22 protein-coding genes are annotated in these 22,737 nt (G+C 62.4%); 15 read left to right on the top strand and 7 right to left on the bottom strand.

Going from position 1 to position 22,737, the window contains the following annotated elements; all coding sequences use genetic code 11:
• The first annotated feature begins 212 nt into the window (after window positions 1–212).
• Both ACMGE0_RS25365 and ACMGE0_RS25360 read left to right on the top strand, forming a co-directional pair.
• The gene (locus tag ACMGE0_RS25365; RefSeq protein WP_436818669.1) at window positions 213–1,433 is read left to right on the top strand and encodes an FAD-dependent monooxygenase; all 1,221 of its coding nucleotides are present in this window, start codon (window positions 213–215) and stop codon (window positions 1,431–1,433) included.
• Window positions 1,434–1,522: 89 nt separating this feature from the next.
• The gene (locus ACMGE0_RS25360; RefSeq protein ID WP_436818668.1) at window positions 1,523–2,701 is read left to right on the top strand and encodes an alpha/beta fold hydrolase; all 1,179 of its coding nucleotides are present in this window, start codon (window positions 1,523–1,525) and stop codon (window positions 2,699–2,701) included.
• 285 nt (window positions 2,702–2,986) lie between these two features.
• On the opposite strand, the gene ACMGE0_RS25355 is transcribed toward ACMGE0_RS25360, so the two are convergent.
• On the bottom strand, window positions 2,987–3,520 hold the full coding sequence (locus tag ACMGE0_RS25355; protein WP_436818667.1) for a VOC family protein: 534 nt from the start codon (window positions 3,518–3,520) through the stop codon (window positions 2,987–2,989).
• A 139-nt stretch (window positions 3,521–3,659) separates the two neighbouring features.
• Between ACMGE0_RS25355 and ACMGE0_RS25350 the strand changes: the two genes are divergently transcribed.
• From ACMGE0_RS25350 to ACMGE0_RS25315, 8 genes are all read left to right on the top strand, one after another.
• Window positions 3,660–4,466, top strand: coding sequence for a helix-turn-helix transcriptional regulator (locus ACMGE0_RS25350; RefSeq protein ID WP_436818666.1), 807 nt, complete (start codon window positions 3,660–3,662; stop codon window positions 4,464–4,466).
• 30 nt (window positions 4,467–4,496) lie between these two features.
• Window positions 4,497–5,225: an SDR family oxidoreductase gene (locus tag ACMGE0_RS25345; RefSeq protein ID WP_436818665.1), complete on the top strand. Its 729-nt coding sequence runs from the start codon at window positions 4,497–4,499 to the stop codon at window positions 5,223–5,225.
• Between the two features lie 59 nt (window positions 5,226–5,284).
• A complete protein-coding gene (locus ACMGE0_RS25340; RefSeq protein WP_436818664.1) occupies window positions 5,285–6,136 on the top strand; it encodes a p-hydroxycinnamoyl CoA hydratase/lyase in 852 nt (283 codons plus the stop codon).
• A gap of 12 nt (window positions 6,137–6,148) precedes the next feature.
• Window positions 6,149–8,272 (top strand): acetate--CoA ligase family protein, encoded by a 2,124-nt coding sequence (locus ACMGE0_RS25335; RefSeq protein ID WP_436818663.1) that lies wholly within the window; start codon window positions 6,149–6,151, stop codon window positions 8,270–8,272.
• A gap of 168 nt (window positions 8,273–8,440) precedes the next feature.
• Window positions 8,441–9,883, top strand: a complete 1,443-nt coding sequence (locus tag ACMGE0_RS25330; RefSeq protein WP_436818662.1) for an NAD-dependent succinate-semialdehyde dehydrogenase — start codon at window positions 8,441–8,443, stop codon at window positions 9,881–9,883.
• Between the two features lie 11 nt (window positions 9,884–9,894).
• Window positions 9,895–10,737, top strand: coding sequence for a p-hydroxycinnamoyl CoA hydratase/lyase (locus tag ACMGE0_RS25325; protein WP_436818661.1), 843 nt, complete (start codon window positions 9,895–9,897; stop codon window positions 10,735–10,737).
• A gap of 161 nt (window positions 10,738–10,898) precedes the next feature.
• Window positions 10,899–12,053 (top strand): acyl-CoA dehydrogenase family protein, encoded by a 1,155-nt coding sequence (locus ACMGE0_RS25320; RefSeq protein WP_436818660.1) that lies wholly within the window; start codon window positions 10,899–10,901, stop codon window positions 12,051–12,053.
• Window positions 12,054–12,067: 14 nt separating this feature from the next.
• Window positions 12,068–13,270, top strand: coding sequence for an acyl-CoA dehydrogenase family protein (locus ACMGE0_RS25315; protein WP_436818659.1), 1,203 nt, complete (start codon window positions 12,068–12,070; stop codon window positions 13,268–13,270).
• A gap of 17 nt (window positions 13,271–13,287) precedes the next feature.
• On the opposite strand, the gene ACMGE0_RS25310 is transcribed toward ACMGE0_RS25315, so the two are convergent.
• Window positions 13,288–13,986, bottom strand: coding sequence for a GntR family transcriptional regulator (locus ACMGE0_RS25310; protein ID WP_436818658.1), 699 nt, complete (start codon window positions 13,984–13,986; stop codon window positions 13,288–13,290).
• A gap of 199 nt (window positions 13,987–14,185) precedes the next feature.
• Between ACMGE0_RS25310 and ACMGE0_RS25305 the strand changes: the two genes are divergently transcribed.
• The 5 genes from ACMGE0_RS25305 (at window position 14,186) to ACMGE0_RS25285 (ending at window position 20,134) form a co-directional block, all read left to right on the top strand.
• Window positions 14,186–14,797 (top strand): NADPH-dependent FMN reductase, encoded by a 612-nt coding sequence (locus tag ACMGE0_RS25305; protein WP_436818657.1) that lies wholly within the window; start codon window positions 14,186–14,188, stop codon window positions 14,795–14,797.
• A gap of 69 nt (window positions 14,798–14,866) precedes the next feature.
• Window positions 14,867–15,991 (top strand): LLM class flavin-dependent oxidoreductase, encoded by a 1,125-nt coding sequence (locus tag ACMGE0_RS25300; protein ID WP_436818656.1) that lies wholly within the window; start codon window positions 14,867–14,869, stop codon window positions 15,989–15,991.
• Between the two features lie 70 nt (window positions 15,992–16,061).
• Complete coding sequence (locus tag ACMGE0_RS25295; RefSeq protein ID WP_436818655.1) at window positions 16,062–16,841, top strand: alpha/beta fold hydrolase; 780 nt, start codon at window positions 16,062–16,064, stop codon at window positions 16,839–16,841.
• Between the two features lie 192 nt (window positions 16,842–17,033).
• The gene (locus ACMGE0_RS25290) at window positions 17,034–19,379 is read left to right on the top strand and encodes a xanthine dehydrogenase family protein molybdopterin-binding subunit (protein WP_436818654.1); all 2,346 of its coding nucleotides are present in this window, start codon (window positions 17,034–17,036) and stop codon (window positions 19,377–19,379) included.
• A 32-nt stretch (window positions 19,380–19,411) separates the two neighbouring features.
• The gene (locus ACMGE0_RS25285) at window positions 19,412–20,134 is read left to right on the top strand and encodes an enoyl-CoA hydratase/isomerase family protein (RefSeq protein ID WP_436818653.1); all 723 of its coding nucleotides are present in this window, start codon (window positions 19,412–19,414) and stop codon (window positions 20,132–20,134) included.
• A gap of 7 nt (window positions 20,135–20,141) precedes the next feature.
• On the opposite strand, the gene ACMGE0_RS25280 is transcribed toward ACMGE0_RS25285, so the two are convergent.
• The 5 genes from ACMGE0_RS25280 to ACMGE0_RS25260 form a co-directional block, all read right to left on the bottom strand.
• Window positions 20,142–20,441, bottom strand: a complete 300-nt coding sequence (locus ACMGE0_RS25280) for a GCG_CRPN prefix-to-repeats domain-containing protein (protein WP_436818652.1) — start codon at window positions 20,439–20,441, stop codon at window positions 20,142–20,144.
• A gap of 107 nt (window positions 20,442–20,548) precedes the next feature.
• The gene (locus ACMGE0_RS25275) at window positions 20,549–20,938 is read right to left on the bottom strand and encodes a hypothetical protein (RefSeq protein ID WP_436818651.1); all 390 of its coding nucleotides are present in this window, start codon (window positions 20,936–20,938) and stop codon (window positions 20,549–20,551) included.
• Between the two features lie 114 nt (window positions 20,939–21,052).
• Window positions 21,053–21,265, bottom strand: coding sequence for a DUF982 domain-containing protein (locus ACMGE0_RS25270; protein WP_436818650.1), 213 nt, complete (start codon window positions 21,263–21,265; stop codon window positions 21,053–21,055).
• 436 nt (window positions 21,266–21,701) lie between these two features.
• Window positions 21,702–21,890: a hypothetical protein gene (locus ACMGE0_RS25265; RefSeq protein WP_436818649.1), complete on the bottom strand. Its 189-nt coding sequence runs from the start codon at window positions 21,888–21,890 to the stop codon at window positions 21,702–21,704.
• 64 nt (window positions 21,891–21,954) lie between these two features.
• Window positions 21,955–22,137 carry a hypothetical protein gene (locus ACMGE0_RS25260; RefSeq protein ID WP_436818648.1) on the bottom strand — a complete coding sequence of 61 codons (183 nt, stop codon included), beginning with the start codon at window positions 22,135–22,137 and terminating at the stop codon, window positions 21,955–21,957.
• Between the last annotated feature and the right edge of the window lie 600 nt (window positions 22,138–22,737).

The following is a 22,737-nucleotide window of genomic DNA, read 5'->3' as shown; positions in this document are numbered from 1 at the left end:
CTGAGGTGTAATTTCCGGACTTGCTTTCAAGTTTTTGATCTGTGGATTGAAACCTCCCGTTGCATGGGCCTATGGCGAAGACGTTTTCAACAGCTTCCCGTGGCCAGATATGAAATTGGTTTTAAACAAAGTCAATTATACTTTATCAAAAATGGTTGACAGGCGGATGCGGTGCGAAGAGATTATCCGTCAGGATTTCAAAGGATAAGAAAATGAAGATATCAGTCGTGGGAGGTGGGATTGGTGGTTTGACGGCGGCTCTGTCGTTGCTCCGCCAAGGCTTCGACGTCGACGTTTATGAGCAGGCGGTTGAGTTGAAGGAGGTCGGCGCCGGCGTCCAGGTCAGCGCCAACGGCACGCGAATCCTCTTCGCTTTGGGCCTTGAGCGCGAGATCATGGAGATTGCCGCCCAGGCGGACGGCAAGGAGATCCGGCTGTGGAATACCGGGCAGACCTGGAAATTGTTCGACCTCGGCCCGCTATCCATCGAACGCTACGGCTTTCCTTACATCACCATCCATCGCAACGACCTGCACCAGACGCTCGCGGCGGGCGTTCGCAGGATCAAGCCGGATGCCATCAAGCTTTCAAAGAAGTGCGTGGGGATTGCCCAGGACGATAAGGGCGTGACGATCTCGTTCGCCGACGGTACGAGTGCCACGTCGGATATCGCGGTCGGGGCCGATGGCGTGCATTCGAAGATCCGCGAGACGCTGTTCGGCCGTGACGATCCGAAATTCACCGGCATCGTCGCCTGGCGGGGCGTCATTCCGGTCGAGCGCCTGCCGCAGCGCATGCTGCGCCCGGTCGCCACCAACTGGATAGGCCCCGGCGGCCATGTCATCCAGTACCTGCTGCGCGGCGGCAAGCTGATGAACTACGTCTCTGTGGTCGAGCGCTCAAATTGGCAGGTGGAATCCTGGTCGGTCGCTGGCACGACGGAAGAATGCCTTGCCGACTACGAAGGCTGGCATGAGGACATCCACACGCTGATCAAGGCGATCGACGTGCCTTACAAATGGGCGCTGATGCTGCGTCCGCCGATGGACAAGTGGACGAAGGGCCGGGTGACCCTGCTCGGCGACGCCTGCCATCCAACCCTGCCGTTCCTGGCGCAGGGCGCGGTCATGGCAATCGAGGACGGTTTCATTCTGGCCCGTGCGCTGGCCGAGAACGGCGGCAATCATGAAGCGGCCTTCGCCGGTTACGAGGCGGCTCGCGTCGAGCGGACCGGCAAGATTGTCCGTGGTGCCGAGGGAAATCTAAGCCGCTTCCACAATCCGGCGCTGAAGGACCCGAAGCTTGCCGAGGATTACGTCAATGCCGAATGGCAGGAAGACAAGGTCAAGCAGCGCTACGAATGGCTTTTCACCTATGACGCCAGTTCGGTGCCGGTCGTGGTTGGCAACAAATCACCGGAAACCGTCTTCTGAAGACGGAACCAGAGCACACGCAAAAAGAGCCCGCTCGCCGGCTTGCCGGCCGGCCGGGCGGGCGGGCGAAGCATAACGGGTAGGAAATCATGAACACCAAGGCGGAATGGCAGCGAATCCCGCTGATCGTCTCGTTCCCGGAGACGGCGAGATATACCGAGACCTACGGCTTTGCCGGCAATTCCGGCAAGGTGAATCTCGAAGGACAGTTGCTGCGCCCGGCCAACGTCCCGTCGAAGACCGTTTACGTCTTCATGCATCCCACTTCGACGCTGCAGCTCCTGCCGATGCCGACGGCGCTGGCGGACGCGGGCCTGCACGTGCTCTGCGCCGCAAGCCGCTATCCGAAGAACGACACCGCCCTCATCATGGAAAAGGTGGCGATCGATCTCGGCAAGTGGCTCGATCACGCCCGCGGCGAACTCGGCTACGAGAAGGTCGTGCTGGTCGGCTGGTCGGGCGGCGGTTCGCTGTCGCTTTTCTATCAGGCGCAGGCGGAAAACCCGACAATCACCCACACGCCGGCCGGCGACGAGGTGAACCTCGTGGAAGCCGGGTTGAAACCCGCCGACGGCGTCATCTTCATCGCCGCGCATCTGTCGCGGGCCGAAACGCTCACCGAATGGCTCGACCCCTCGGTCATCGACGAGATGAACCCGGATATCCGCGATCCGGAATTCGATATCTATTCGCCGGACTGTCCGCACCAGCCGCCCTATACGAAGGAGTTCGTCGAGCGCTTTCGCGCCGCACAGGTCGCCCGCAACCGCAAGATCACCCAGTGGGCGCTCGACACGCTCGCCGAACTGAAGCGTCGCGGCGGCCCGGAGCAGGAACGCGCCTTCGTCGTTCACCGCACCATGTGTGACGTGCGCTGGTTCGACGGCACGATCGACCCGAACGACCGGCCGATCGGCAAGAGCTACATGGGCGATCCGCGAACGGTCAATGTCGGGCCGGTCGGGCTTGCCCGCTTCACGACGTTGCGTTCCTGGCTCAGCCAGTGGAGTTATGACCTTTCGAACGCCAAGGGGTCGGTGAACGCGGCGCTGATCAAGCGCTCGCCGGTGCTGCAAATCGAGAACAATGCGGACGAGGCGGTTCCGGCGACCCACAATCCGACCATCCGCGCCGCACTCGCGACGCCCAACAAGGAATATCTGACGATCCCGCACGCGACCCATTATTATCTCGGCCAGCCGGAGCTTTTGAATATCTGCATCGACCGGGTGATGGATTGGAGCCGCCGGCAGGGGTTGTTGACGTAAGGGACAGGGACCCGTGGGGAGCGGGTTCCCTACCATCAGGAGGATTTGACAGTGTGCTTTAAACAAAAGCACCACCGTCCAGATTGGAACGATGGTGCTGGTTTGTCGCTATCGAAGGCAAACCGTTATGAGAATATGAGACGGTGCGGCAGGTTAAGCCCCTCCCCCTTGTGGGGAGGGGTTGGGGAGGGGACACCACGTCGCATCGAAACCCCTCCCGCCGGCCGGCCACCTTCCCCACAAGGGGGAGGGTTAAGACTGCGGCACCGCCGCAGGACAATAGTCTCAAGCCGCCGCCGACTTCTTGGCGATGAGCGCAGCCTTCTTCTTGACCCATGCCTTCATGCTGTCATGGGCTTCGGACGCGGCCTTCGCGAGGTAGCCGGGCTCTTCCGTGCGGGCGGTGATTTCCAGACGCAGGCCATTCGGATCGAAGAAGTAGATCGAGTTGATGAACTCGTGATCGATGACGTCGGTCGTCTTCACGCCGGCGTCCTGCAGCCGTTTCTTGAACTTCAGCACTTCCTCGACCGAGTCGACCTCCATGGCGAAGTGCTGGACCCAGTCCGGCGTGTTCGGCGAGGGGAGCGGCATGATGTTTTCGCCGAGGTCGAAAAAGGCCATATAGGAGCCGTCGCCCATTTCGAAGAAGAAATGCGCGTAGGGCTTTTCCTCGCCCGTGGACGGCACGCGGTCGGAGGTCATGCAGTTGACCAGCGGCAGGCCGAGCAGGTCCTCGTAGAACTTGCGGGTCTCTTCGCCGTCGCGGCAGGGGTAGGAAAAGTGATAGAGCTTGCGAAGCTTCGGTGCGTCAACCATGGTCGTTCCTCCATATCCAGGCTTGTTGCATTGACCGTGATGGTAGGCCTTTGCCGTTTCTCCCATGTCCACCTTGAGAGGGGACGTCCTCCGATCGGATCTCCACGTCGCAAATTTATGAAGATGGCAGGAGGCGTCAATGCCGGCGCTTGATATGGACACCCTGGCCCCGATGGCCGTGCTGATGGACGAAGTCGGCGAACCCGGCTTTCCGGAGAAATTCCTGGAAACGCTGCGCGGCATCGCCGGCACCGATTTCTGTTCCGCCTTCCAGGTGGAGGAAGACGGGTCGCTGAGCTACCTCTTCGCCTGCGGCTACCATTCGACGATCCCCGGCTTTGCCGAGCGCGCCTCGCTCGATTACGCCCGCCGCTACTGGCAGCGCGACCGGGTGACGCGGCAGATGCTGAACGGCAGTCCCGATCATAGCAACTCGGGTCATCGCAAGGTGCAGGTGGTGCGGCAGGCCTGGAACGGCATTAGCGATCCGGAATACCGCCGCGACTGTTACGAACGCGCCCATGTTCTGGAGCGGCTGACGCTTTACCATGCCGATACGCCGCGGATTTTCGCGAGTCTTTACCGGACGCGTGAGAGCGGACCGTTTCCGATTTCGGCCGTGGAGCGTGTCGAAACCATGGCTCCGCTTCTGATGGCGATGCTTGTCAAGCACGTGCGCCTGCAGGGACGGCCGCAGACGGCGCCCTTGCATCCGCCGCAACAGGAGATTGCCGGACGGCTCTTGCAGGCGGGCTATGCGCTCTCGGGCCGCGAGGCGGAGGTTTCCGCCGGCCTGCTGCTCGGGCGCACGCACCGGGAGATTTCCGAAAAGGTCGGGCTCGCGCTGTCGAGCATCGTCACCTACCGTCAGCGCGCCTATCGCAAGCTTGGAGTGAGCGACCGGCGCGGCCTTGAAGCGCTTTATGAGGGAATTTCGCGCAATTGAGCGCGGTTCATCGGGAAGGGGAATTTCAAGATGATTTCGATCAAGGACCGCATTGCCGTCGTCACCGGCGCGAGTTCCGGGATAGGCTGGGGCATCGCCAAGGCGATCGCCGCCGAGGGCGCCGTCACCGTGCTCGCCGCCCGCAGCGCGGATAAGCTTGAAAAGCTGTCGGCGGAGATCGAGGCAGAGGGCGGCCGTACGCTCGTCGTGCCGACCGACGTCACCGACGAGGCTCAGGTCTCGGAACTTTTCGATCGCGTGAAGGAGCGATACGGCCGGCTCGACATCCTCATCAACAATGCCGGCATCGCCGATCATACGGCGATCGAAAAGCTGACCAACGAGCGCTGGCACGAGGTGATCGGCGCCAATCTTCACTCGGTCTTCTATTGCAGCCGAGCCGCCTTCACCATGATGATGGAACAGAAGCGTGGCCGCATCATCAACATGGGCAGTCTGTCTTCGAAAGTGCCGCGCCCGCATACCGCCGCCTATACGGCCAGCAAGTTCGCGCTCGAAGGTTTCACCCGTTCGCTCGCCGTCGATGGCCGCGAACACGGTATCGCCGTCTCCATGGTGCATCCGGGCTCGACCGTCAGCTCGCTCGTTCCGGGCGTCACCGATCAGGTCCGCCCCGCCACGATGATGCCGCTCGACGTGGCGCGGATCGTCGTATTGATGGCCACCCTGCCGGACGACGTTAACCTCTACGAAAGCATAATCCTGCCGGTGGAGATGCCTTTCCTGGGGCGCGGCTAACAGCTTGTTGACACATATTCGGGTCCCTGATATTCAATCGACAAGCAGGGAGAATTGTCATGGAAAATCAGACCGAATCCACCAGTCCGGGCAAATGGGGCGAATATGTCACCGTCGAATTCGACGAGGGCATCGCCTGGGTGACCCTCAATCGCCCGAAGCAGCGCAACGCCATCAATCCTGGCATCGTCTGGGAAATGAACGCGATCATGGACGCGCTGGAAGAGGACGACCGCTGCAAGGTGATGGTGGTGACCGGGGCGGGCGAATCCTTCTCGGCCGGCATGGACTTGAAGGAATATTTCCGCGCCACCGACAAGGTGCCGCCGATCCAGCGCGAGCGCCTGTTCCGGGCCAACGCCGCCTGGCAGTGGCGCCGGATGATGTATTATCCGAAGCCGACCATTTCCATGGTCAATGGCTGGTGCTTCGGCGGGGCCTTCCAGTTCCTGGTCGGCTGCGACCTCGCCATTGCATCCGAAGAAGCGATTTTCGGCCTTTCGGAAATCAACTGGGGGATCATCCCGGCGGGCATCGTCACCAAGTCGGTGCTGGAAACGATGAGCTTCCGCGATGCCATGTATTACATCATGACCGGCGAGACCTTTAACGGCAAGCAGGCCGCCGAGATGAAACTGGTCAACAAGGCGGTGGCGCCGGAAGAGCTGAAGGAGGCGACCCGCAAGCTCGCCCAGACGCTGATCGGCAAGAACCCATTCGTGCTGCGCCAGGCCAAGACCGCTTGCCGCTTTACCCGCGACATGAGCTGGGAACAGGCCGGCGAATATCTCATGGCCAAGTCCGACCAGACCGAGCTGCGCGATCCGGAAAACGGCCGCAATGTCGGCATGAGCCAGTTCCTTGACGAAAAATCCTTCCGCCCGGGCCTCGGCGCCTATCGCCGCGACTAAAAGTGATCCGCCATGGCTGACACGATGACGACCACTTCTCCCAAGACGTTCGACCTCGATCGTCTCTTGCGTCCACGATCCATCGCGATCGTGGGCGCCTCGCCCGATCGCGCCTCGATCGGCGGTGGCGTGCTGGCAAACCTCGAGCTCTTCAAGTATTCGGGCGATCTGCACCTCGTCAGCCGTTCGCGCGACGAGATCAACGGCCGGCCTTGTGTGAAGACGATCGGCGACCTGCCGAAGGGCGTCGACGTGGTGATCCTCATCGTGCCCCAGGCGGCGATCAAGGAATCGGTCATTGCCTGCATCGAGCGCGAAGTGGCTGGCGTCATCGTCTATTCGTCGGGCTTCGCCGAAGCCGGCGAGGAGGGCCGCCAGCAGCAGGACGAGCTTGCCGAGATCTGCCGCAATGCAGGCATCGCGATGCTCGGACCGAACTGCATGGGCTATACGAACTATGTCGACGGCATTCCGCTCACCTTCGAGCCGGTCGACCTGCGTGGTGTCGGCGAGCGCTCGCGTGTGGCGATCGTCGCCCAAAGTGGTGCCACTGCGGCGAATATCCGCTTCGCCATGCATGCCCGCGAGATCGCGGTTTCCTATGTCGTCGCGACCGGCAACGAGGCGGTGCTCGCCGCCGAAGACCTGATCGCCTGGCTGATCGAAGACCCCCGTAACGCGGTCGTCGCGGTCTATGTGGAGCAGGTCAAGAACCCGCAAAAGTTCCTTTCCGTCGCGCGGCGCGCCCGCGAGCTCGGCAAGCCGATCGTCATGCTGCATCCGGGCTCCAGCGAGCGCGGCAAGGCCGCGGCGCAGTCCCATACCGGTGCGCTTGCTGGCGACCATGCCACCATGCAGGCAGCCGTCCGCAACGAAGCGGTCGCGCTGGTCGACACGACCGACGAACTCTTCGACGTCGCGGCGATCCTGGCCCGTTACCCCTTGCCGCCGCCGGGTGAGGCCGGCATCGTCACCAATTCGGGCGCGATCCGCGGCCTCTGCTTCGATTTCTGCGAAAGGGTCGGCCTGCCGATCGCGACGCTGTCGGAAGACGTGCATGCCGAGCTCACTTCGCTCGTGCCGCCCTATGTGCATGTCGACAACCCGTTCGACATCGGCACCACCGGTTTCGCCAATCCCGGCATTTTCGGCACGTCCACGGCGGCGATGCTGAAGGACCCGAATGTCGGCATCGTCTTTCTCTCGCATGCCGGCGGTTCGCCGCCGATGCAGATCAAGAAGTCGGACGCGATCATTCCCGTCGCCGCGACCGCCGAAAAACCGGTCATCCTCAATATCATCGGCGACGACTATCCGCTTGACCCGACCTTCATGAAGGCGGTGCGCGACAGCGGCATCCCGTTCTTCCGCTCGCCGGAACGCGCCATGCGCGCCATGGCCGTGGTGATGAAGTATGCGGCGGCGTTGGCCGCCACGCGCGACCGCGCCCTGCAAGGCGCGCGCCTGAGGCAGGTTCCGGCTTCCGGTCTGGTCGTCGAATACGAAGGCAAACGCATCCTCTCCGAACTCGGCATCCGGACGCCCAGGGGCGCGCTCGCCAAATCCGCCGACGAGGCCGTGAAGATCGCCGGCGAGATCGGCTATCCGGTGGTGATGAAGGCGCAGGCAGCGGAGCTTGCCCACAAGAGCGATGTCGGCGGCGTCATCGTCAACCTGGCCGACGAAGCGGCCGTGCGCGCCGCCCATGAGAAGATGTATGCCGATATTGCAAGGCACAAGCCGGGCCTTGCGCTGGATGGTGTGCTGATCGAAGGCATGGCGCGGCAGGGCCTCGAAATGGTGGTCGGCGCCAAGCGCGACCAGTGGGGCCCAACCGTGCTCGTCGGCCTTGGCGGCGTCTGGATCGAAGCGCTGGCGGATGCCCGCCTGCTGCCGGCCGATATCAGCCGCGAACGGGCGATCGAGGAGATCAGGAAGCTCAAGGCCGCCAAGCTGCTTGGCCCCTTCCGTGGCCAGCCGGCCCGTGACGTGGAGGCGATCGCCGACGTGGTGGTGAAGCTCGGCGCGCTGATGCGCGGGGCGCCGGAGATCGTCGAAGTCGATATCAACCCGCTGGTTGTCTATGGCGAGGGGGACGGGGTTCTGGCCCTCGACGCGCTATTCGTGGTGCGGTGAGGCTTAGGCCTTTGCCGAAATTATGGAGAAGCGTCGTCAGTTTCTGACGTCATCCTCGGGACAGGCCCGAGGATGACGGTGGAGAGGCCGCTGACCTCCAAGAAAAGGAGCGAGGACTTAAGCTCTCGCTTTCAACATTTCAAAGCCGTCACGAGGGAGGAAACCGTGATGCAGACCCGATCCTACGGTGAACTGAAGCTCTTCATCGATGGTGAATGGATCGGCCCGGAAGGCCGCGTCACCGAAGACGTCATCAACCCCGCGACCGGCGAGCCGATCGGTGTTCTGCCGCATGCGACGGCGGAAGACCTGGAAAGGGCGGTCGCCGCCGCCTCCCGCGCCTTCAAGACCTGGCGCATGACGACCGCCTATGACCGCGCGAAAATCATCCGCAAGGCGGCCGACATCCTGCGCGAGCGTGCTGCCGACATCGGCCGGCGCATGGTGCTCGACCAGGGCAAGCCGATCGGCGAGGCTATCCCGGAAGTCCATATCTCCGCCGATATCCTCGACTGGACCGCCGACGAGGGCCGCCGCACCTATGGGCGCGTCATCCCGTCCCGCCTGCCGGGCGCCCGCTGGTTCGTGACCAGGGAGCCGGTCGGCCCCGTTGCCGGCTTCACGCCCTGGAACTTCCCGGGCGTCATCCCGGCCCGCAAGATCTCGGCGGCACTCGCCACCGGCTGCACCATGGTTATCAAGCCTTCCGAGGAGACGCCTTCGACGGTGCTGGAAATCGCCCGCGCGCTGCAGGACGCGGGCCTGCCCAACGGCGTTCTGAACGTCGTGCACGGCAGGCCGGCGAAGGTTTCCCAACACCTCATCGCCGCGGATGGAATCCGCAAGATCACCTTTACCGGCTCCACCAATGTCGGCAAGCAGCTCGCCGTGCTCGCCGCCCAGGCAGGCGTCAAGCGCGCCACGATGGAACTCGGCGGCCATGCGCCGGTGCTGATCTTCGAGGATGCCGATATCGACCACGCCATTCGCGTCATGGTCCATGCGAAATACCGCAATGCCGGCCAGGTCTGCATCTCGCCCACTCGCTTCTACGTACACGACAGCGTCCATGACAAGTTCGTAGACGGATTCGCCAAGGCGGCGGCGACGCTGAAGGTGGGCGACGGCCTCGACCCGGAAAACCAGATGGGACCGCTTGCCAACAGCCGCCGCGTGCCGGCGATGGAGCGCATGGTGGCGGATGCGGTCAGCCGTGGCGCCAAGCTGATGACCGGCGGCGAACGGGGCAGCAATCGCGGCTTTTTCTTCCAGCCCACCGTTCTCGCCGACGTGCCGCAGGACGCGATCATCATGAACGAGGAGCCTTTCGGCCCGATCGCCGTCACGGCCCGCTTCTCTTCCTTCGACGAGGTGATCGGTGAGGCGAACCGTTTGCCTTACGGTCTTGCCTCCTATGCCTTCACCCAGTCGGCGAAGACCGCCGCGATGGTCAGCGATGCGATCGAGGCCGGCATGGTCGGCATCAACAACAATGCGATTTCCATGACCGAGACACCTTTCGGCGGCGTCAAAGAGAGCGGCTACGGCTCCGAAGGCGGTTCGGAAGGCATGGAAGCCTATCTCGTCACCAAATTCACCAGCCAGTCGTAAGGAGCAACATCATGGCCATCGAAGCAAGCGATCTCGGCGGCGAAAACGTCAAGGTCGAATTCGAGGACGGCATCGCCTGGGTGAAGCTGAACCGTCCGGACAAGCGCAATGCGATGAGCGTCGGCCTCGCGGAAGACATGATCCGTGTGCTCGACGAGCTGGAGGTCGACGACCGCGCCGGCGTCATCATCCTGACCGGTGAGGGCGAGGCCTTCTCCGCCGGCATGGATCTGAAGGACTTCTTCCGCGCCACCGATGGTGTCTCGGATGTCAGGCGCATGCGCGCCTACCGCTCCACCCGCGCCTGGCAGTGGCGCCTCCTGATGCATTACGCCAAGCCGACGATCGCCATGGTCAACGGCTGGTGCTTCGGCGGAGCCTTCACGCCGCTGATCTGCTGCGATCTCGCCATCGCGTCGGAAGACGCCGTCTTCGGCCTGTCGGAAATCAACTGGGGCGTCATCCCCGGCGGCGTCGTCTCCAAGGCGATCTCGACGCTGATGAACGACCGCAAGGCCATGTATTACGTGATGACCGGCGAGAAGTTCGGCGGCAAGATGGCCGAGCAGCTCGGCCTGGTGAACGAGGCCGTGCCGGCCGAACGCTTACGCGAACGCACCGTCGAGATCGCCCGCGTTCTCCTCGAAAAGAACCCGACAGTGCTCCGCCAGGCCCGCATGGCCTACAAGTATGTGCGCGAGATGACCTGGGAGGAGTCGGCCGAATATCTGACCGCCAAGGCCGACCAGACCACGTTCGTCGATCCGGAAAAGGGAAGAGAAAAGGGGCTTTCGCAGTTCCTCGATACCAAGACCTACCGGCCGGGGCACGGGAGCTACAAGCGCGAGGAATGAGCGCTCACTTTTAAGCGGGCGATCGCATGAGGATGAAACGAGGCGGCTTCCCTAACCCTCCCGTCGGGAGGGGGCCTGACGCGGAGCGAAGTCCCCCAACCCTCCCGCAAGGGAAAGGGGCTCCGCGCACCGCCTCGCTCCATCTAACCACGAGGCCAACCATGGACCTGAACTATTCGGACGAGCAGCTCCTCTTGAAGGAGAGTGCGGAGCGGTTTTTGAAGGACCGCTATGACTTCGAGACGCGGAACAGGATTCTCGCCTCCAACGATGGCTTCGATACCGCCATCTGGACCGACATGGCCGATCTGGGCTGGCTGGCGCTGCCTTTTGCCGAAGAAAACGGCGGGCTTGGCGGCGGTGCGGTGGAAATCTCGCTGATCATGGAAGCGATCGGTCGGGCGCTGGTGGTGGAGCCCTATCTCGCCTCCGTCATCCTTGCCGGCAGTCTCGTCGAAAGGCTCGGCACGGAAAAGCAGAAGGCCGAGATCCTCGGCGGACTGACCGCCGGTACGTCGCGCCCGGCGCTGGCGCACATGGAACGGCGGTCCGGTTTCGACCTCGACAATGTTTCCGCCACGGTCGTGAAGACGGCAGACGGCTATTCGCTGTCCGGTGAAAAGCCGCTGGTGCTCGGCGGTCCGTTTGCGGATGTCTTTCTTGTCTCGGCCAAACTGGGCGGGGAAATCCGGCTGTTCGCGGTGCCTGCGGATGCTGCGGGCCTCGCCCGCGAGACCGTCAAGCTGGTCGATGGCAGCCGCGCCAGCGACCTCATGCTGAACAGCGTCTCCGTGCCGGCCTCGGCGCTACTTAACGGCGGCGATACGCTTTGCGAAATCGAGGCGGCCTACGACCGCGCCAATGCATCGCTCGCCTTCGAAGCGGTCGGCATCATGGATGCGTTGCTCGACGCCACCGTCTCCTACACCAAGGAGCGGGTGCAGTTCGGCAAGCCGCTCGCCGCCTTCCAGGCGCTGCAGCACCGCATGGCCGAGATGGCGGTCAAATGCCAGGAGGCGCGTGCCTCGGCTCTTCTCGCCACGCTTTCCGTCGATGCGTCGCGCTCTATGCGCATCCGCGGCGTCTCAGGCGCCCGCGCCAAGATCGGCAAGGTCTCCCGCTCTGTGGCGCAGGAGGCGATCCAGCTTCACGGCGCCATGGGTTTTTCGGGGGAAATGCCGATCGGCGCCTGGTTCCGCCGGCTCTACGCCATCGAAAACACGTTCGGCACGACCGCCGACCATCTGAAGCGTTATGGCGAGATCATCCGCGATCCCGCCGTGCTTTCCGGCAGCCTGCTGCGCGAATCGGCCTGAGAAGGGGCACCGTCATGGATCTGCTGATGACCGAAGACGAGGTCCGCTTCCGCGAGGAGGTAAGGGCCTTCCTGAATGCCCATCTGGACGAGGGCCTGAAGCGTGCCGAGCGGCTCAATCCGAGTTTTCTCGCCGATCCCGATGTCGGGTTGAAATGGCAGGCGAAGCTTAACGAGAAAGGCTGGGTCGCACCCTCCTGGCCGAAACAATATGGCGGCACGGGTTGGACGCTCGCCGAGCGCTACATTTTCGACCAGGAATGCGAACGGGCCGGCGAGCCGCATTTCCGCGGCGCCTCGATCAAGATGATCGCGCCCGTCCTGATGCGTTATGGTACGGATGGGCAGAAGGCTTTCTATCTGCCGCGCATCCTCTCCGGCGAGGATGTCTGGGCGCAGGGTTATTCCGAACCGGGCGCTGGCTCCGACCTTGCCTCGCTGAAGACGAAGGCGATGCTCGAAGGCGACTATTATGTCGTCAACGGCTCGAAGATCTGGTCGACGCTGGCGCATCACGCCACCCGCATATTCGCGCTGGTGCGCACCGCCGACACGGGCAAGAAGCAGGAGGGCATCACCTTTCTCCTGGTCGACCTCAAATCGCCGGGTATCACGATCCGGCCGATCCGCTCCATCTGCGGCACGCATGAATTCAACCAGGTCTTCTTCGACGACGTGAAGGTACCGGTATCAGACCGTATCGGCGAGGAGGGTGATGGCTGGGACATCGCCAAATACCTGCTCGAATTCGAGCGGGGCGGCGCCTTTGCAGGCGGCGTGCTGCGCGCCATGCTGACACGGCTCCATCGTCTTGCATCCGAACCCCTGCCGGACGGACGCAGGATGATCGACGATCCGCTGTTCTTGGCGCGGTTTGCCGAGATCGCCACGGATGTCGATGCCAACGACATGCTGGAGCTCGCGGTCATGTCCAAGGTGCAGGCGGGCGGCAATCCGGGCTCGGTGCCCTCGTCCACGATGAAGATCGAGAGGAGCCGCATCCGTCAGTCGATTGCCGAGCTTGCCGCTTCGATCCTTGGCCCCGATGCGCTGCGCTGGGAAGAGCGTCGCCCGCTGCACGACCTGCCGGAGGAAGGCGAAATCGACGAGGAGCGGAAGGTGGCCGCGGCCGTCTATTTCAACTCGCGCTCGCAGAGCATCTTCGGCGGCAGCAACGAGATCCAACTGGAGATCATCGCCAAGACATTGTTGCGGTGAGGGCCAAAGAGGCGTCCTCAATCCGCGCCGGCGTCCTCATGCTCCAGTGAGCCCGAGGCAGAAGGCAGCAGCGAGAAGAGGTGGGCGTTCATGGCGGCCTGCGCCCATTCCGGGTTGCGGGCCTTCAGTGCGGCGAGGATTTCCCGGTGCTGGGCGTGGGTACGCCGTGTGCGCACCTCGACCGGTTCGGAATAGCGGTTGAAGATCGCGGCCGGCAGTTCGAGCGACGAGGCGAGGATCTTTTCGAGCCGCGGGCTTTCCGCCGCCGCGGCGATCACCGCATGGAATTCGGTATTGAGCTGGTCGAAGCCCTCGAGATGTTCGTTCCAGCCGAGCTCCTCGAACTGCTTTTCCATCACCTGTTCCAGTTCCCGCAGGCGCTGGAGGTCGGCATCGGAAATCCGCGTCGCGGCGCGGCCGGCCGCATGGCCTTCGAGAATGGCCCGCAGGCGGAAAATCTCGACCGCGTCGTCGAGCGAGAAATCTGCGACGACGCCGCGGCGATAGCGTTCCAGCACGACGAGGCCCTCTGCATTCAGCCTGTTCAGCGCCTCGCGGACCGGGGTGCGGGAAACGCCAATCGTGGTCGCGAGCTGGTTTTCGAGCAGCTTGTCTCCGGAACGCATTTCGCCGGTGAGAATCAGGTGTCGAATGCGGCGATAGGCCGTCTCGACCGCACTTTGTGTTGCGCCATCCCTGGTGACATCGTTCTTCAAACCACTACCTGCAATTTTGCCCTGCTGATGATGTGGGAAAATAAGGCAGCCGTCCATAGAAGCAATCTCCAAAAAGTGTATACCAATTTGGCAAATGTAGTCTGATAATGACATACTATGCTTGACTTCAATAAAAAAGGTATACAAAAATGCCTATAGGCTTGAAGGAGGCCGGCTTCGGCCGTGGGAGGAGATGAGCATGACCCAGACGAGAAAGCCCTATATCGTCGGCATCGGCGGCACGCAGCGCCCCGGCTCGAGCTCCGAGCTTGCGCTTCGTTATTGTCTCGCCGCAGCCGGAAGGACCGGCGCGGAGACCGACATCATCTGCGGCGCGGCGCTTGAACTGCCGCTTTTCGATCCCGGCGTGGCGCATCGCACGCCGGCGACGCGCCGCCTCATTCAGGCGCTTCGCCGTGCCGACGGCATCGTCATCGCGACGCCCAGCTATCACGGCGGCATGTCGGGCATGATCAAGAATGCCATCGACTATACCGAAGACATGCGTGAGGACGCGCGCCCCTATTTCGATGGTCGTGCCGTGGGCTGCATCGTCTGTGCTGCCGGCGACCAGGCGCTTGGCTCGGGCCTGATGGGCCTGCGCATGATGGTGCATGCCTTGCGCGGCTGGCCTACCCCCTATGCTGCGACCATCAAATCCAATGACAAGCCTTTCGTCGACGGCCAACCTGCCAGGCGCGACGTGGTTCAGGCGCTGGAGATCGTCGCCTCGCAGGTCGTCGGCTTCGCGGAGATGGCGATGGCTTCCCGTGTCGAGGACGTCGCGCCGCGCCTCGTCGTCGCCAACTGATCTCCATTCCAGTGATCACCACCGGACCGGCTCGCCCGTCACAGGGTGTCGGTCTTTGCGGAGTTTTCCATGAAGTTCAACTTCTTCCACCTCATGCCCTATCCGGATTACGACAAGCTGCCGCATGAATGGCCTGTCAGCACGCATGGCATCGACAGCCGCCGCATCCAGGCGCTCTATAACGAGTATGTCGATGAAATGGCCGATGCCGAGAACTACGGCTTCGACTGGGTGGGCTGCAACGAACATCATTACAGCCCCTACGGCCTGATGGCGAACCCGAACCTCATCGCCGGCGCGCTCGCCCGCCAGACAAGCAAGGCCAAGATCGCGATCGTCGGCAATCTTCTGCCGCTCCTGAACCCGATCCGGGTCGCCGAGGAATACGCGATGATCGACGTCATGTCGGGCGGTCGTCTGATCGCCGGTTTCCTGCGCGGCATCCCCCACGAATATATCGCCTACAACATCCCGCCAAGCGAATCCCGCAGCCGCCTGCGCGAGGCGACCGAGCTCATCATCAAGGCCTGGACCGAGGACGAACCTTTCGGCTGGGAAGGCGAGCACTACCAGTTCCCGGCCGTCTCCATCTGGCCGAAGCCGATCCAGAAGCCGCATCCGCGCATTCTGATGTCGGCCAGCAACGAGGAATCCGCCGAATTCGTCGCCAAGATGCGCGCCATCATGGGCATCACGCTCATCCAGGACCTCGGTGCCGCCAGGAAGGCGATCGACCATTTCAAAAACGTCGCGCGCGGTTACGGCTGGGACCCGACGCCGGACGATATCCTCGTCGGCCAGCAGATCTGCATTGCCGATACGGACGAGGAAGCGAGGGAACATATGGCCGCGGCCCAGACCTATTTCCATCAGACGCTGATGCGCCCGCAACGCTCCGCCCAGCAGCTCGTGCTGCAGCAAAGCCGCTACTATACCGGCAGCGATGTCGGCGAAAACTTCCAGAAGCGCCTGGCGACGCTGCGCAGCCGCACGGTCGACGAACAGATCGAGGCGGGCTCGATCATCTGCGGCAGCCCACAATCGGTCGTCAAGCAGATCACGCGTCTCAATCAGGAGCTCGGCTGCGGTCTGCTGAACCTGACGATCAAGGTCGGCAACATGCCGGGAAGCGTCGTCCGCCGTGGGATGGAACTGTTCCGCGACCGCGTCGCCCCGCATGTTGCCGGTCTCTGAGAGCAATTCCGGGAAAGTGTGTAGCGGTTTTCGTCAGGAATTGCATGAAAACAAGGATGGAATTTGATCCATGGCTTTTGAAATCAAGACGATCGAGCTCAGCCGCGGCAAGCTCGATTACCATGCGGGCGGCACCGGGACGCCGGTCCTCTACCTGCACGCCGCCGGCGGCGTCATGCTCACCGAACCGCTGAAGGCGCTCACCCGCGACCACGCGGTCTTTGCGCCGATCTGCCCGGGCTTCGACGGCACAAAAGGCAATGAAGGCCTGAAGAGCGTGCAGGACTGGGCGGTCATGGTCGCCGAATTCGCCGAGAAGATTGTCGGGCCGCGCTTCGACGTGATCGGCTCCTCCTTCGGAAGCTGGACGGCGCTGTGGCTCGCTGCCGAAAACCCGAGGATGGTCGACCACCTGATCCTGGGCGTGCCGGCCGGCTTCCGCTTCGGCGGCAAGGGCGGCCTGCCGGCAGATCCGGAGGCCCGCTTCAAGGCGCTTTACGCCTATCCGCAGAAGATCACCTCCAGGCCGAAGACGCCGGAGGTCATGGCGAACAACGGCAAGACCTATGAGCGGCTCGCCGCCAATATTCAGGTTGACGAGGCCCTCAGTGCGCGCCTTCCCTCGATCGAGGCGGTAACGCTGATCCTGCTGGGCACGGAGGACAAGGTGGTGCCCGCAGAGGCGGGCGCGCATCTCAAACGCCATATCCCGGCCTCGCAGCGCGCCTTCATCTTCGATGCGGCCCATTCGATCGAGGTCGACCAGCCGGAACGCACGCTCCGTCTGTGGACCGCCTTCCTGAAACGCGGCCCGGGTTATGTGCTCAATCAGGGACCGGAAGCGGCTTGATAAATTCCCCTCCCAGGGAAGCTTGGCCCGGCTCTGCCGGGCCTTTTTTCTTACGGTCATAAAATTTCAACATTGACGGATCGAGTATGTCTATTATGAATGAACTTGCGCGCCACCGGCAAGGCAGCACGAAAACTGCAGGTGGAACGCCGTCGGTCGGCATATAGGGCCGACGCGCAAGGGAGGAATGGCATGATCGGTGAAGAAGTCCGGCGCAAGGAAGACCTCCGGTTGATCACCGGCCGGGGTGAATACGCCGACGATCTGAAATACGAAAACACGGCCTATGCCGCTTTCGTCCGTTCGCCGCATGCGCATGCGCTCATCAGAAGCATCGACACGTCCGCGGCGCTGGAAATGCCGGGCGTGTTGGCAGTGCTCACCGGCGAGGACATCGTCGCTGCCGGAATTTCGCCGATTCCGCATGCGATCGGCAGTTCGCAATTCGGCTCCGACATCCGCATCAAGAACCGTGACGGTTCCGAGCGCGCCCGCACCCACCACCAGGCCCTGCCGACCGACAAGGCCCGTTTCGTCGGCGAGGCGGTTGTGATGGTGGTGGCCGAATCCACCAATCTTGCCAAGGATGCGGCCGAAGCCGTGATGATCGAATGGGAGGAGCTGCCTTCCGTCGTGCGCGGCATCGATGCGCTGGAGGAGGGCGCACCGCAGCTTTGGGTCCACGTGCCGGGCAACCGGGCGATGGACGGCGAGGCGGGCGACAAGACCGGCACGGCCGAAGCCTTCGCCCGGGCCGCGCATGTCATCGAGTTCGAAAGCTGGGCGCAGCGTGTGACGGGCGTCCATATGGAGCCGCGCTCTTCATCCGCCGAATATGATCCCGAGACCCGCAAATTCACCATCCACGCCTCCGGCGGCCATGGCGTCGTGATGATGCGCGAGCAGATCGCCGCCTCGCTCGGCGTCGATATGGCTTTCGTGCGCGTCGTCGCTCCTCGCGACGTCGGCGGCAATTTCGGCACCCGCAATGCCACCTATCCGGAATTCGTGCTTTTGGCCTATGCCGCCAAGCTCACCGGGCGGCCGGTGAAGCACCAGGCCGAGCGCATCGAAGCCTTCCTGTCCGACTTCCAGGGCCGCGACCTGCATGTCAAGGCCCGCCTGGCGCTCGACGAGAACGGCAGGTTCCTGGCTTTCCACTCGGTCAATACCAGCAATATCGGCGCCCATACGGTCTCGTACACCGCGCTCAACAAGGGCATCCAGCTGATGACCAGCCTCTACCGCGTGCCGGTGGCGCATGTGGAATTCCGTGCGGCGATGACCAACACCGTGCCGACCATCCCCTATCGCAGCGCCGGCCGGCCGGAGGCCATGTACATCATAGAGCGGATGATCGACCTTGCGGCCCGTAAGTTCGGTTTCGACCGGGTGGAGTTGCGCCGGATCAACATGATCCCGCAAGAGGACTGTCCCTATGCCAATCCGTTCGGTGTCTCCTACGATAACGGCGACTATATCGGCTGCATGGACAAGGTGCTCGCAATGGCCGACTGGAAAGGGTTCGAGGCCCGCCGCGCCGAAGCCCGCAGCCGCGGCAAATATCGCGGCATCGGCATGTCCAACTATATCGAGGGCACCAGCGGCGTGCCGCGCGAGCGCGCCGAGATCACCATCGACCCGACCTCCGGAATCGTGGACGTGGTGATCGGCACCCAGAACACGGGGCAGGGACATGAGACGGCCTTTGCTCAACTCGTCGGCTCCTTCCTCGGCATTTCCCACGAGGTCGTGCAGATCCGCGCCAGCGACACCGATTTCGTCTTAGCCGGAGGCGGGTCGCATTCCGGACGGTCGCTGCGTTTCTCCTCGATCGTCATGCACAAGGCGACCGCCGATATCATCGAACGCGGCAGGAAGATCGCCGCCTTCATGCTGAATGTCTCGCCCGACGCGATCGACTATGCCGAAGGCCATTTCCGTGCCCGCGGGTCGAATGGCGTCATGAGCCTGTTCGAAGCGGCCGCCGCCTCCGAGACGGATCTCGGCCTGCCGGAAGAGCTGCAGGGCGTGCTTGCCGCGATTGCCGACGAGACGACCCACGGGCTTGCCTATCCTTACGGTGCCGCGGTCTGCGAGATCGAGATCGATCCGGAAACCGGCTTTTACGAAATTCCGCGCTATTCGACCGTGGACGACGTCGGCAAGGCGCTGAACCCGATGATCGTCGACGGCCAGACCCATGGCGGCATCGTGCAGGGCGCTGGCCAGGCGCTGTTCGAATGGTCGCATTACGATCGTGAGACCGGCCAGAACCTGTCGGCCACCTTCATGGATTATCAGGTGGCGCGCGCCTCGGATTTCCCGAGCTTCGACACCCATATCAGCGAAGTACCTGCGAAAAGCCATCCGCTCGGCTTCCGCCCCGGCGGGGAAGGTGGAACGACTCCGTCGCTCGGCGTGACGGTCAATGCTATCACCGACGCGTTGGCCGATCTCGGCGTCACTCATATCGAAATGCCGGTGACGCCGTTCCGCATCTGGCAGGCGATCCGGCAGGAAAAGGCCAACCGGTGAAAACGAGGGGAAAGCCCAATGAGGAGGAAGAAATGTCCGAAGTCCTGATTTCCACGAAGGGGAACGTCCTCGAGATCGTCCTCAACCGTCCCGACAAGGGCAATGCGCTGACGTCCGAGATGGCGGAAGCCATAACCGCGGCGCTGAAGTCGCCGTTGCCGGAGACCCGCGTCGTGCTGATGAAGGCGAACGGGCCTGATTTCTGCATCGGCCGCAGTGCCGCCATGCCGGCGCCGGGCACGCGCGCCACCGCACTCGACCTGCGCAACGCGATCTCCGATCCGGTGCTCGATTTTTATGAAGCGCTGCGCGAAATCCCCGTGCCGTTCATCGCTGCCGTCAGCGGCAAGGCCGCCGGCGTCGGCTGCGCCATCGCGGCTCTGGCAGATGTAGCGATCGCCACCGAGGCCGCCACCTTCCAGGTGCCGGAAATGAACCACGACATTGCCCCGACCTTGGTCCTGAACGCACTCGCCGACCGCATCTCGCGCGCCGCTCTCGCCCGCATGGTCTTTACCCGCGATGTGATCCCGGCTGCGGAAGCCAAGGTGCTCGGCCTGATCGGCGTCACGGTACCGGCCGATGGTCTTGACGCCGAAGCCGCCCGCATTGTCGGTCAACTGGAGAAGAACTCGGTCGCGACGGTGCGCGGCATCAAGGCCTTCATCTCGGTCAGCCCGGAGACCTCGTTTGCCTCCCGCAAGGAACTCGCCGCGCTGATCAACTGCGTGGCGACGGCTGAGAAGTTCCGTTGAGTGGTGGTCACCAATCCCGCCACCGGCGTTCTCGCCAGGCGTGGTCGCGCCGATGATGATGGCGCGGATGATCGTAATGCCAACCTCTCGGGCGGTCCCACCCATAGTGACGCCTGGGGGGCGGACGCCAACGGTTCGGGCGGCATTCTCCCCACCGGTTCAGGTGCCAGCCTCGACCGCATGCCCAATCCACACTCACAATGGGAGATGCTGCCGGCGTATTGATACTGCCGACCGGCATTGCGTTCGCACCCGTGCCGAATAGGGAGCCCGCGAACAGGGCGGTCGCGATGATGAACTTTCGCATGTGCATGCCTCCTGTTGATGGAGGCATTTAAAGCGCTTCGCCCTGAATGTTGGCTGAAGCCGCCGTTCATCTTTTCGAAAGAATTCGATCCGGGGCCATTTGGCCGCTCACCAATCGCGTGGACGTTCCCGGTCATCGCCGCGCCGGCCTCTGTCGTCCGAGGGTGCGCCCTGCAATCGGTCCAGCACCTGCAGAAGGAGGTCCGCGCAGTCTTTCGCCGGTTCCCCATCAGGGCAGCGGAGGTCGATGGTGGTTCGGCCGGTTTCGATCCGAAAACGTGCTCCTCGCTCTCGCACCGGCGGATGCATTCGCCAGTCGCTCTTTGTCATCTCGTCAGTACGTTCGGGAGGATCGATTGGCGGGGTTGGCGGATCAAGGCGGCGATCCTGCCCGGCCTGCGGGGGAGGGCTTGGCGGAGCGTCGGGACCTTGCTGGGCGAAGGTGGTATTGGATGAGATCGCAAGGGCTGCAGTCGTGGCAATGATTGCAAGTTTCATTGGGGTCGCCTCCTGGTTCAGCCAACAACAGCGGCGAAGGGGGCTTTGTTCCGATTGACAAGGGCATCGAGGCACGACGTGATCGGCCATACCGCACAAAGGCGACCCCGCCGGTCAGTTCCGATAAGCCGTTACCGCCGCCACAAATGTTTCCCGCGCTCGGTCTGCTGAGACCCGCCCGTCCAGCGCGCCCAGGATTGCTGCCCGTGCGACGTCGATGCGCTCGCCGGTCATTTGCATGCTGGTCAGGTATTTTTCTGCCTGCCTCGCAGAAAAAATGAGGTCGTCGCCGACCAGGATGGGCTCGTTCCAGATCGCGTTGGGCATTTACTTCCTCCGTCAAACTGGAAATTAGAGCGCCTGCGGGTGCTGGCAAGTGGCTCGAAAGGCGTAGAAAAATTCAAAAACGGCCCGGCAATCCCATTCACCCAGGGCCCTCGACGTAGTCAAGCCGCAAAAGCTAAGGTGCCAGGTTGGGGGAGCCAGGGCCGCGTCAGAAGCCAACCGGGCGATACCTCGACGCGAAGCCGAGGTAACGAAACAGAAGAAAAGCGGTGAAAGCTGCAAATGACAACCAGCCGAAGTATTCCCGTGTTAGTCGGAGTGAGAATAGAATCAAACTCTACGTTCCGGTTCCGTTTTTGCCGTTCAGTGTGCATACGTGTATTACTTCCTCACGGGGTCTCGTTTCCTGAACCCCGAGTGATATGGCTCGCGCTTATCAGGGGCCTTTCGGCCCGTCAGAATGGCGGGGGCTCGTTTCTTATACGTCCGTGATATGCCGCTTGTTTTCGGAGAACTCTCGCTCCTTGGCGGTCCTCACGTCCTCGGCCATTTTCGAGGTTTGATAAGGGCCGAGCGACCCGGTTTGGTCGCCATTGGTCCATTCGACCCAATGGCCCTGGTCATCGGCGCGCACGGTGACAGACAGTGATTTCTTGGTGCTCTGCATAGCCGTTACTCCGTCAGGACATGATCGTTAGCCGACTGGATAGAGCCTCACAAGTATTCTGAAGCTATCTTGGCGCAAACACCAGAATGATAGCGATTACGATCAACAGCGGCCCCATCCACCGAAAGTGCCCTGTCAGCTTGGCGAGCCACGGAACTTGGGTGGTGTTGAATCGCACATAGCCAAAGCCTACCGCTGCCATCCAGAGACCGGCGCAAAACATGATCATCTGGTCAATATAGGCCATCCTCATCGCCAAGTTAATCCATGCCGGCCCTGAAGAACGCACGGCATGAGAGGAAAGGCAAGACCCGGAGACGCCGGCGGGACGCTCGCCCTCCCGCTGGCGCCGATCAAGCCTTAAATTGGGCTGATCTTGAGAAAAAAAGACAGCCAGCGGCCTTAAAAGACGGCGACAATCAGCCCCGTCCAGAAAAGGGCTGAAAGTTCAGCCGCCAACAGAAAGCCGAATAGGGGGTCGTTCATCTGTTCCTCCCGTGGCAACCTCCATCGCCGGGAGTTACAATAATCGAAAAATCTTGTTTCGGCTATGCGAAGAACTTAATTCCCATAAGCCTCGATCAGGAAGCCCATCACATCAACAACGAGTACATCAAGACGCCGACAGAACCCCAGAGGCCAACCAGCACGAGCGACAGCGCCAAAATGAATAGTTTAACCATGACAAGAACTCCGCCGAGGTTGAGACGGCTGAAATCTAACACTGCTCTGGAAGCTTGGTATCGGCACAAGATCTGACGCGGTAGGGACTAGTGTTCTGTCCCGCAAATAGCTTTGCATAAGCGCTCGACCTTTTCGAGGATGATTTGGCTTGTTGCGGTCCAGA

The sequence above is a fragment of the Neorhizobium descurainiae genome (assembly GCF_051400715.1).
In the GTDB taxonomy this organism is placed as follows: domain Bacteria; phylum Pseudomonadota; class Alphaproteobacteria; order Rhizobiales; family Rhizobiaceae; genus Neorhizobium.
This window is presented reverse-complemented; position numbering and strand designations above follow the sequence as displayed.

What these genes read in the sequence shown, in the direction of transcription:
- ACMGE0_RS25365 (WP_436818669.1), top strand. Translation starts at nt 213, where the DNA reads ATGAAGATATCAGTCGTGGGAGGTGGGATTGGTGGTTTGACGGCGGCT.
- ACMGE0_RS25360 (WP_436818668.1), top strand. Translation starts at nt 1,523, where the DNA reads ATGAACACCAAGGCGGAATGGCAGCGAATCCCGCTGATCGTCTCGTTC.
- ACMGE0_RS25355 (WP_436818667.1), bottom strand. Translation starts at nt 3,520, where the DNA reads ATGGTTGACGCACCGAAGCTTCGCAAGCTCTATCACTTTTCCTACCCC.
- ACMGE0_RS25350 (WP_436818666.1), top strand. Translation starts at nt 3,660, where the DNA reads ATGCCGGCGCTTGATATGGACACCCTGGCCCCGATGGCCGTGCTGATG.
- ACMGE0_RS25345 (WP_436818665.1), top strand. Translation starts at nt 4,497, where the DNA reads ATGATTTCGATCAAGGACCGCATTGCCGTCGTCACCGGCGCGAGTTCC.
- ACMGE0_RS25340 (WP_436818664.1), top strand. Translation starts at nt 5,285, where the DNA reads ATGGAAAATCAGACCGAATCCACCAGTCCGGGCAAATGGGGCGAATAT.
- ACMGE0_RS25335 (WP_436818663.1), top strand. Translation starts at nt 6,149, where the DNA reads ATGGCTGACACGATGACGACCACTTCTCCCAAGACGTTCGACCTCGAT.
- ACMGE0_RS25330 (WP_436818662.1), top strand. Translation starts at nt 8,441, where the DNA reads ATGCAGACCCGATCCTACGGTGAACTGAAGCTCTTCATCGATGGTGAA.
- ACMGE0_RS25325 (WP_436818661.1), top strand. Translation starts at nt 9,895, where the DNA reads ATGGCCATCGAAGCAAGCGATCTCGGCGGCGAAAACGTCAAGGTCGAA.
- ACMGE0_RS25320 (WP_436818660.1), top strand. Translation starts at nt 10,899, where the DNA reads ATGGACCTGAACTATTCGGACGAGCAGCTCCTCTTGAAGGAGAGTGCG.
- ACMGE0_RS25315 (WP_436818659.1), top strand. Translation starts at nt 12,068, where the DNA reads ATGGATCTGCTGATGACCGAAGACGAGGTCCGCTTCCGCGAGGAGGTA.
- ACMGE0_RS25305 (WP_436818657.1), top strand. Translation starts at nt 14,186, where the DNA reads ATGACCCAGACGAGAAAGCCCTATATCGTCGGCATCGGCGGCACGCAG.
- ACMGE0_RS25300 (WP_436818656.1), top strand. Translation starts at nt 14,867, where the DNA reads ATGAAGTTCAACTTCTTCCACCTCATGCCCTATCCGGATTACGACAAG.
- ACMGE0_RS25295 (WP_436818655.1), top strand. Translation starts at nt 16,062, where the DNA reads ATGGCTTTTGAAATCAAGACGATCGAGCTCAGCCGCGGCAAGCTCGAT.
- ACMGE0_RS25290 (WP_436818654.1), top strand. Translation starts at nt 17,034, where the DNA reads ATGATCGGTGAAGAAGTCCGGCGCAAGGAAGACCTCCGGTTGATCACC.
- ACMGE0_RS25285 (WP_436818653.1), top strand. Translation starts at nt 19,412, where the DNA reads ATGTCCGAAGTCCTGATTTCCACGAAGGGGAACGTCCTCGAGATCGTC.
- ACMGE0_RS25280 (WP_436818652.1), bottom strand. Translation starts at nt 20,441, where the DNA reads ATGCGAAAGTTCATCATCGCGACCGCCCTGTTCGCGGGCTCCCTATTC.
- ACMGE0_RS25275 (WP_436818651.1), bottom strand. Translation starts at nt 20,938, where the DNA reads ATGAAACTTGCAATCATTGCCACGACTGCAGCCCTTGCGATCTCATCC.
- ACMGE0_RS25270 (WP_436818650.1), bottom strand. Translation starts at nt 21,265, where the DNA reads ATGCCCAACGCGATCTGGAACGAGCCCATCCTGGTCGGCGACGACCTC.
- ACMGE0_RS25265 (WP_436818649.1), bottom strand. Translation starts at nt 21,890, where the DNA reads ATGCAGAGCACCAAGAAATCACTGTCTGTCACCGTGCGCGCCGATGAC.
- ACMGE0_RS25260 (WP_436818648.1), bottom strand. Translation starts at nt 22,137, where the DNA reads ATGGCCTATATTGACCAGATGATCATGTTTTGCGCCGGTCTCTGGATG.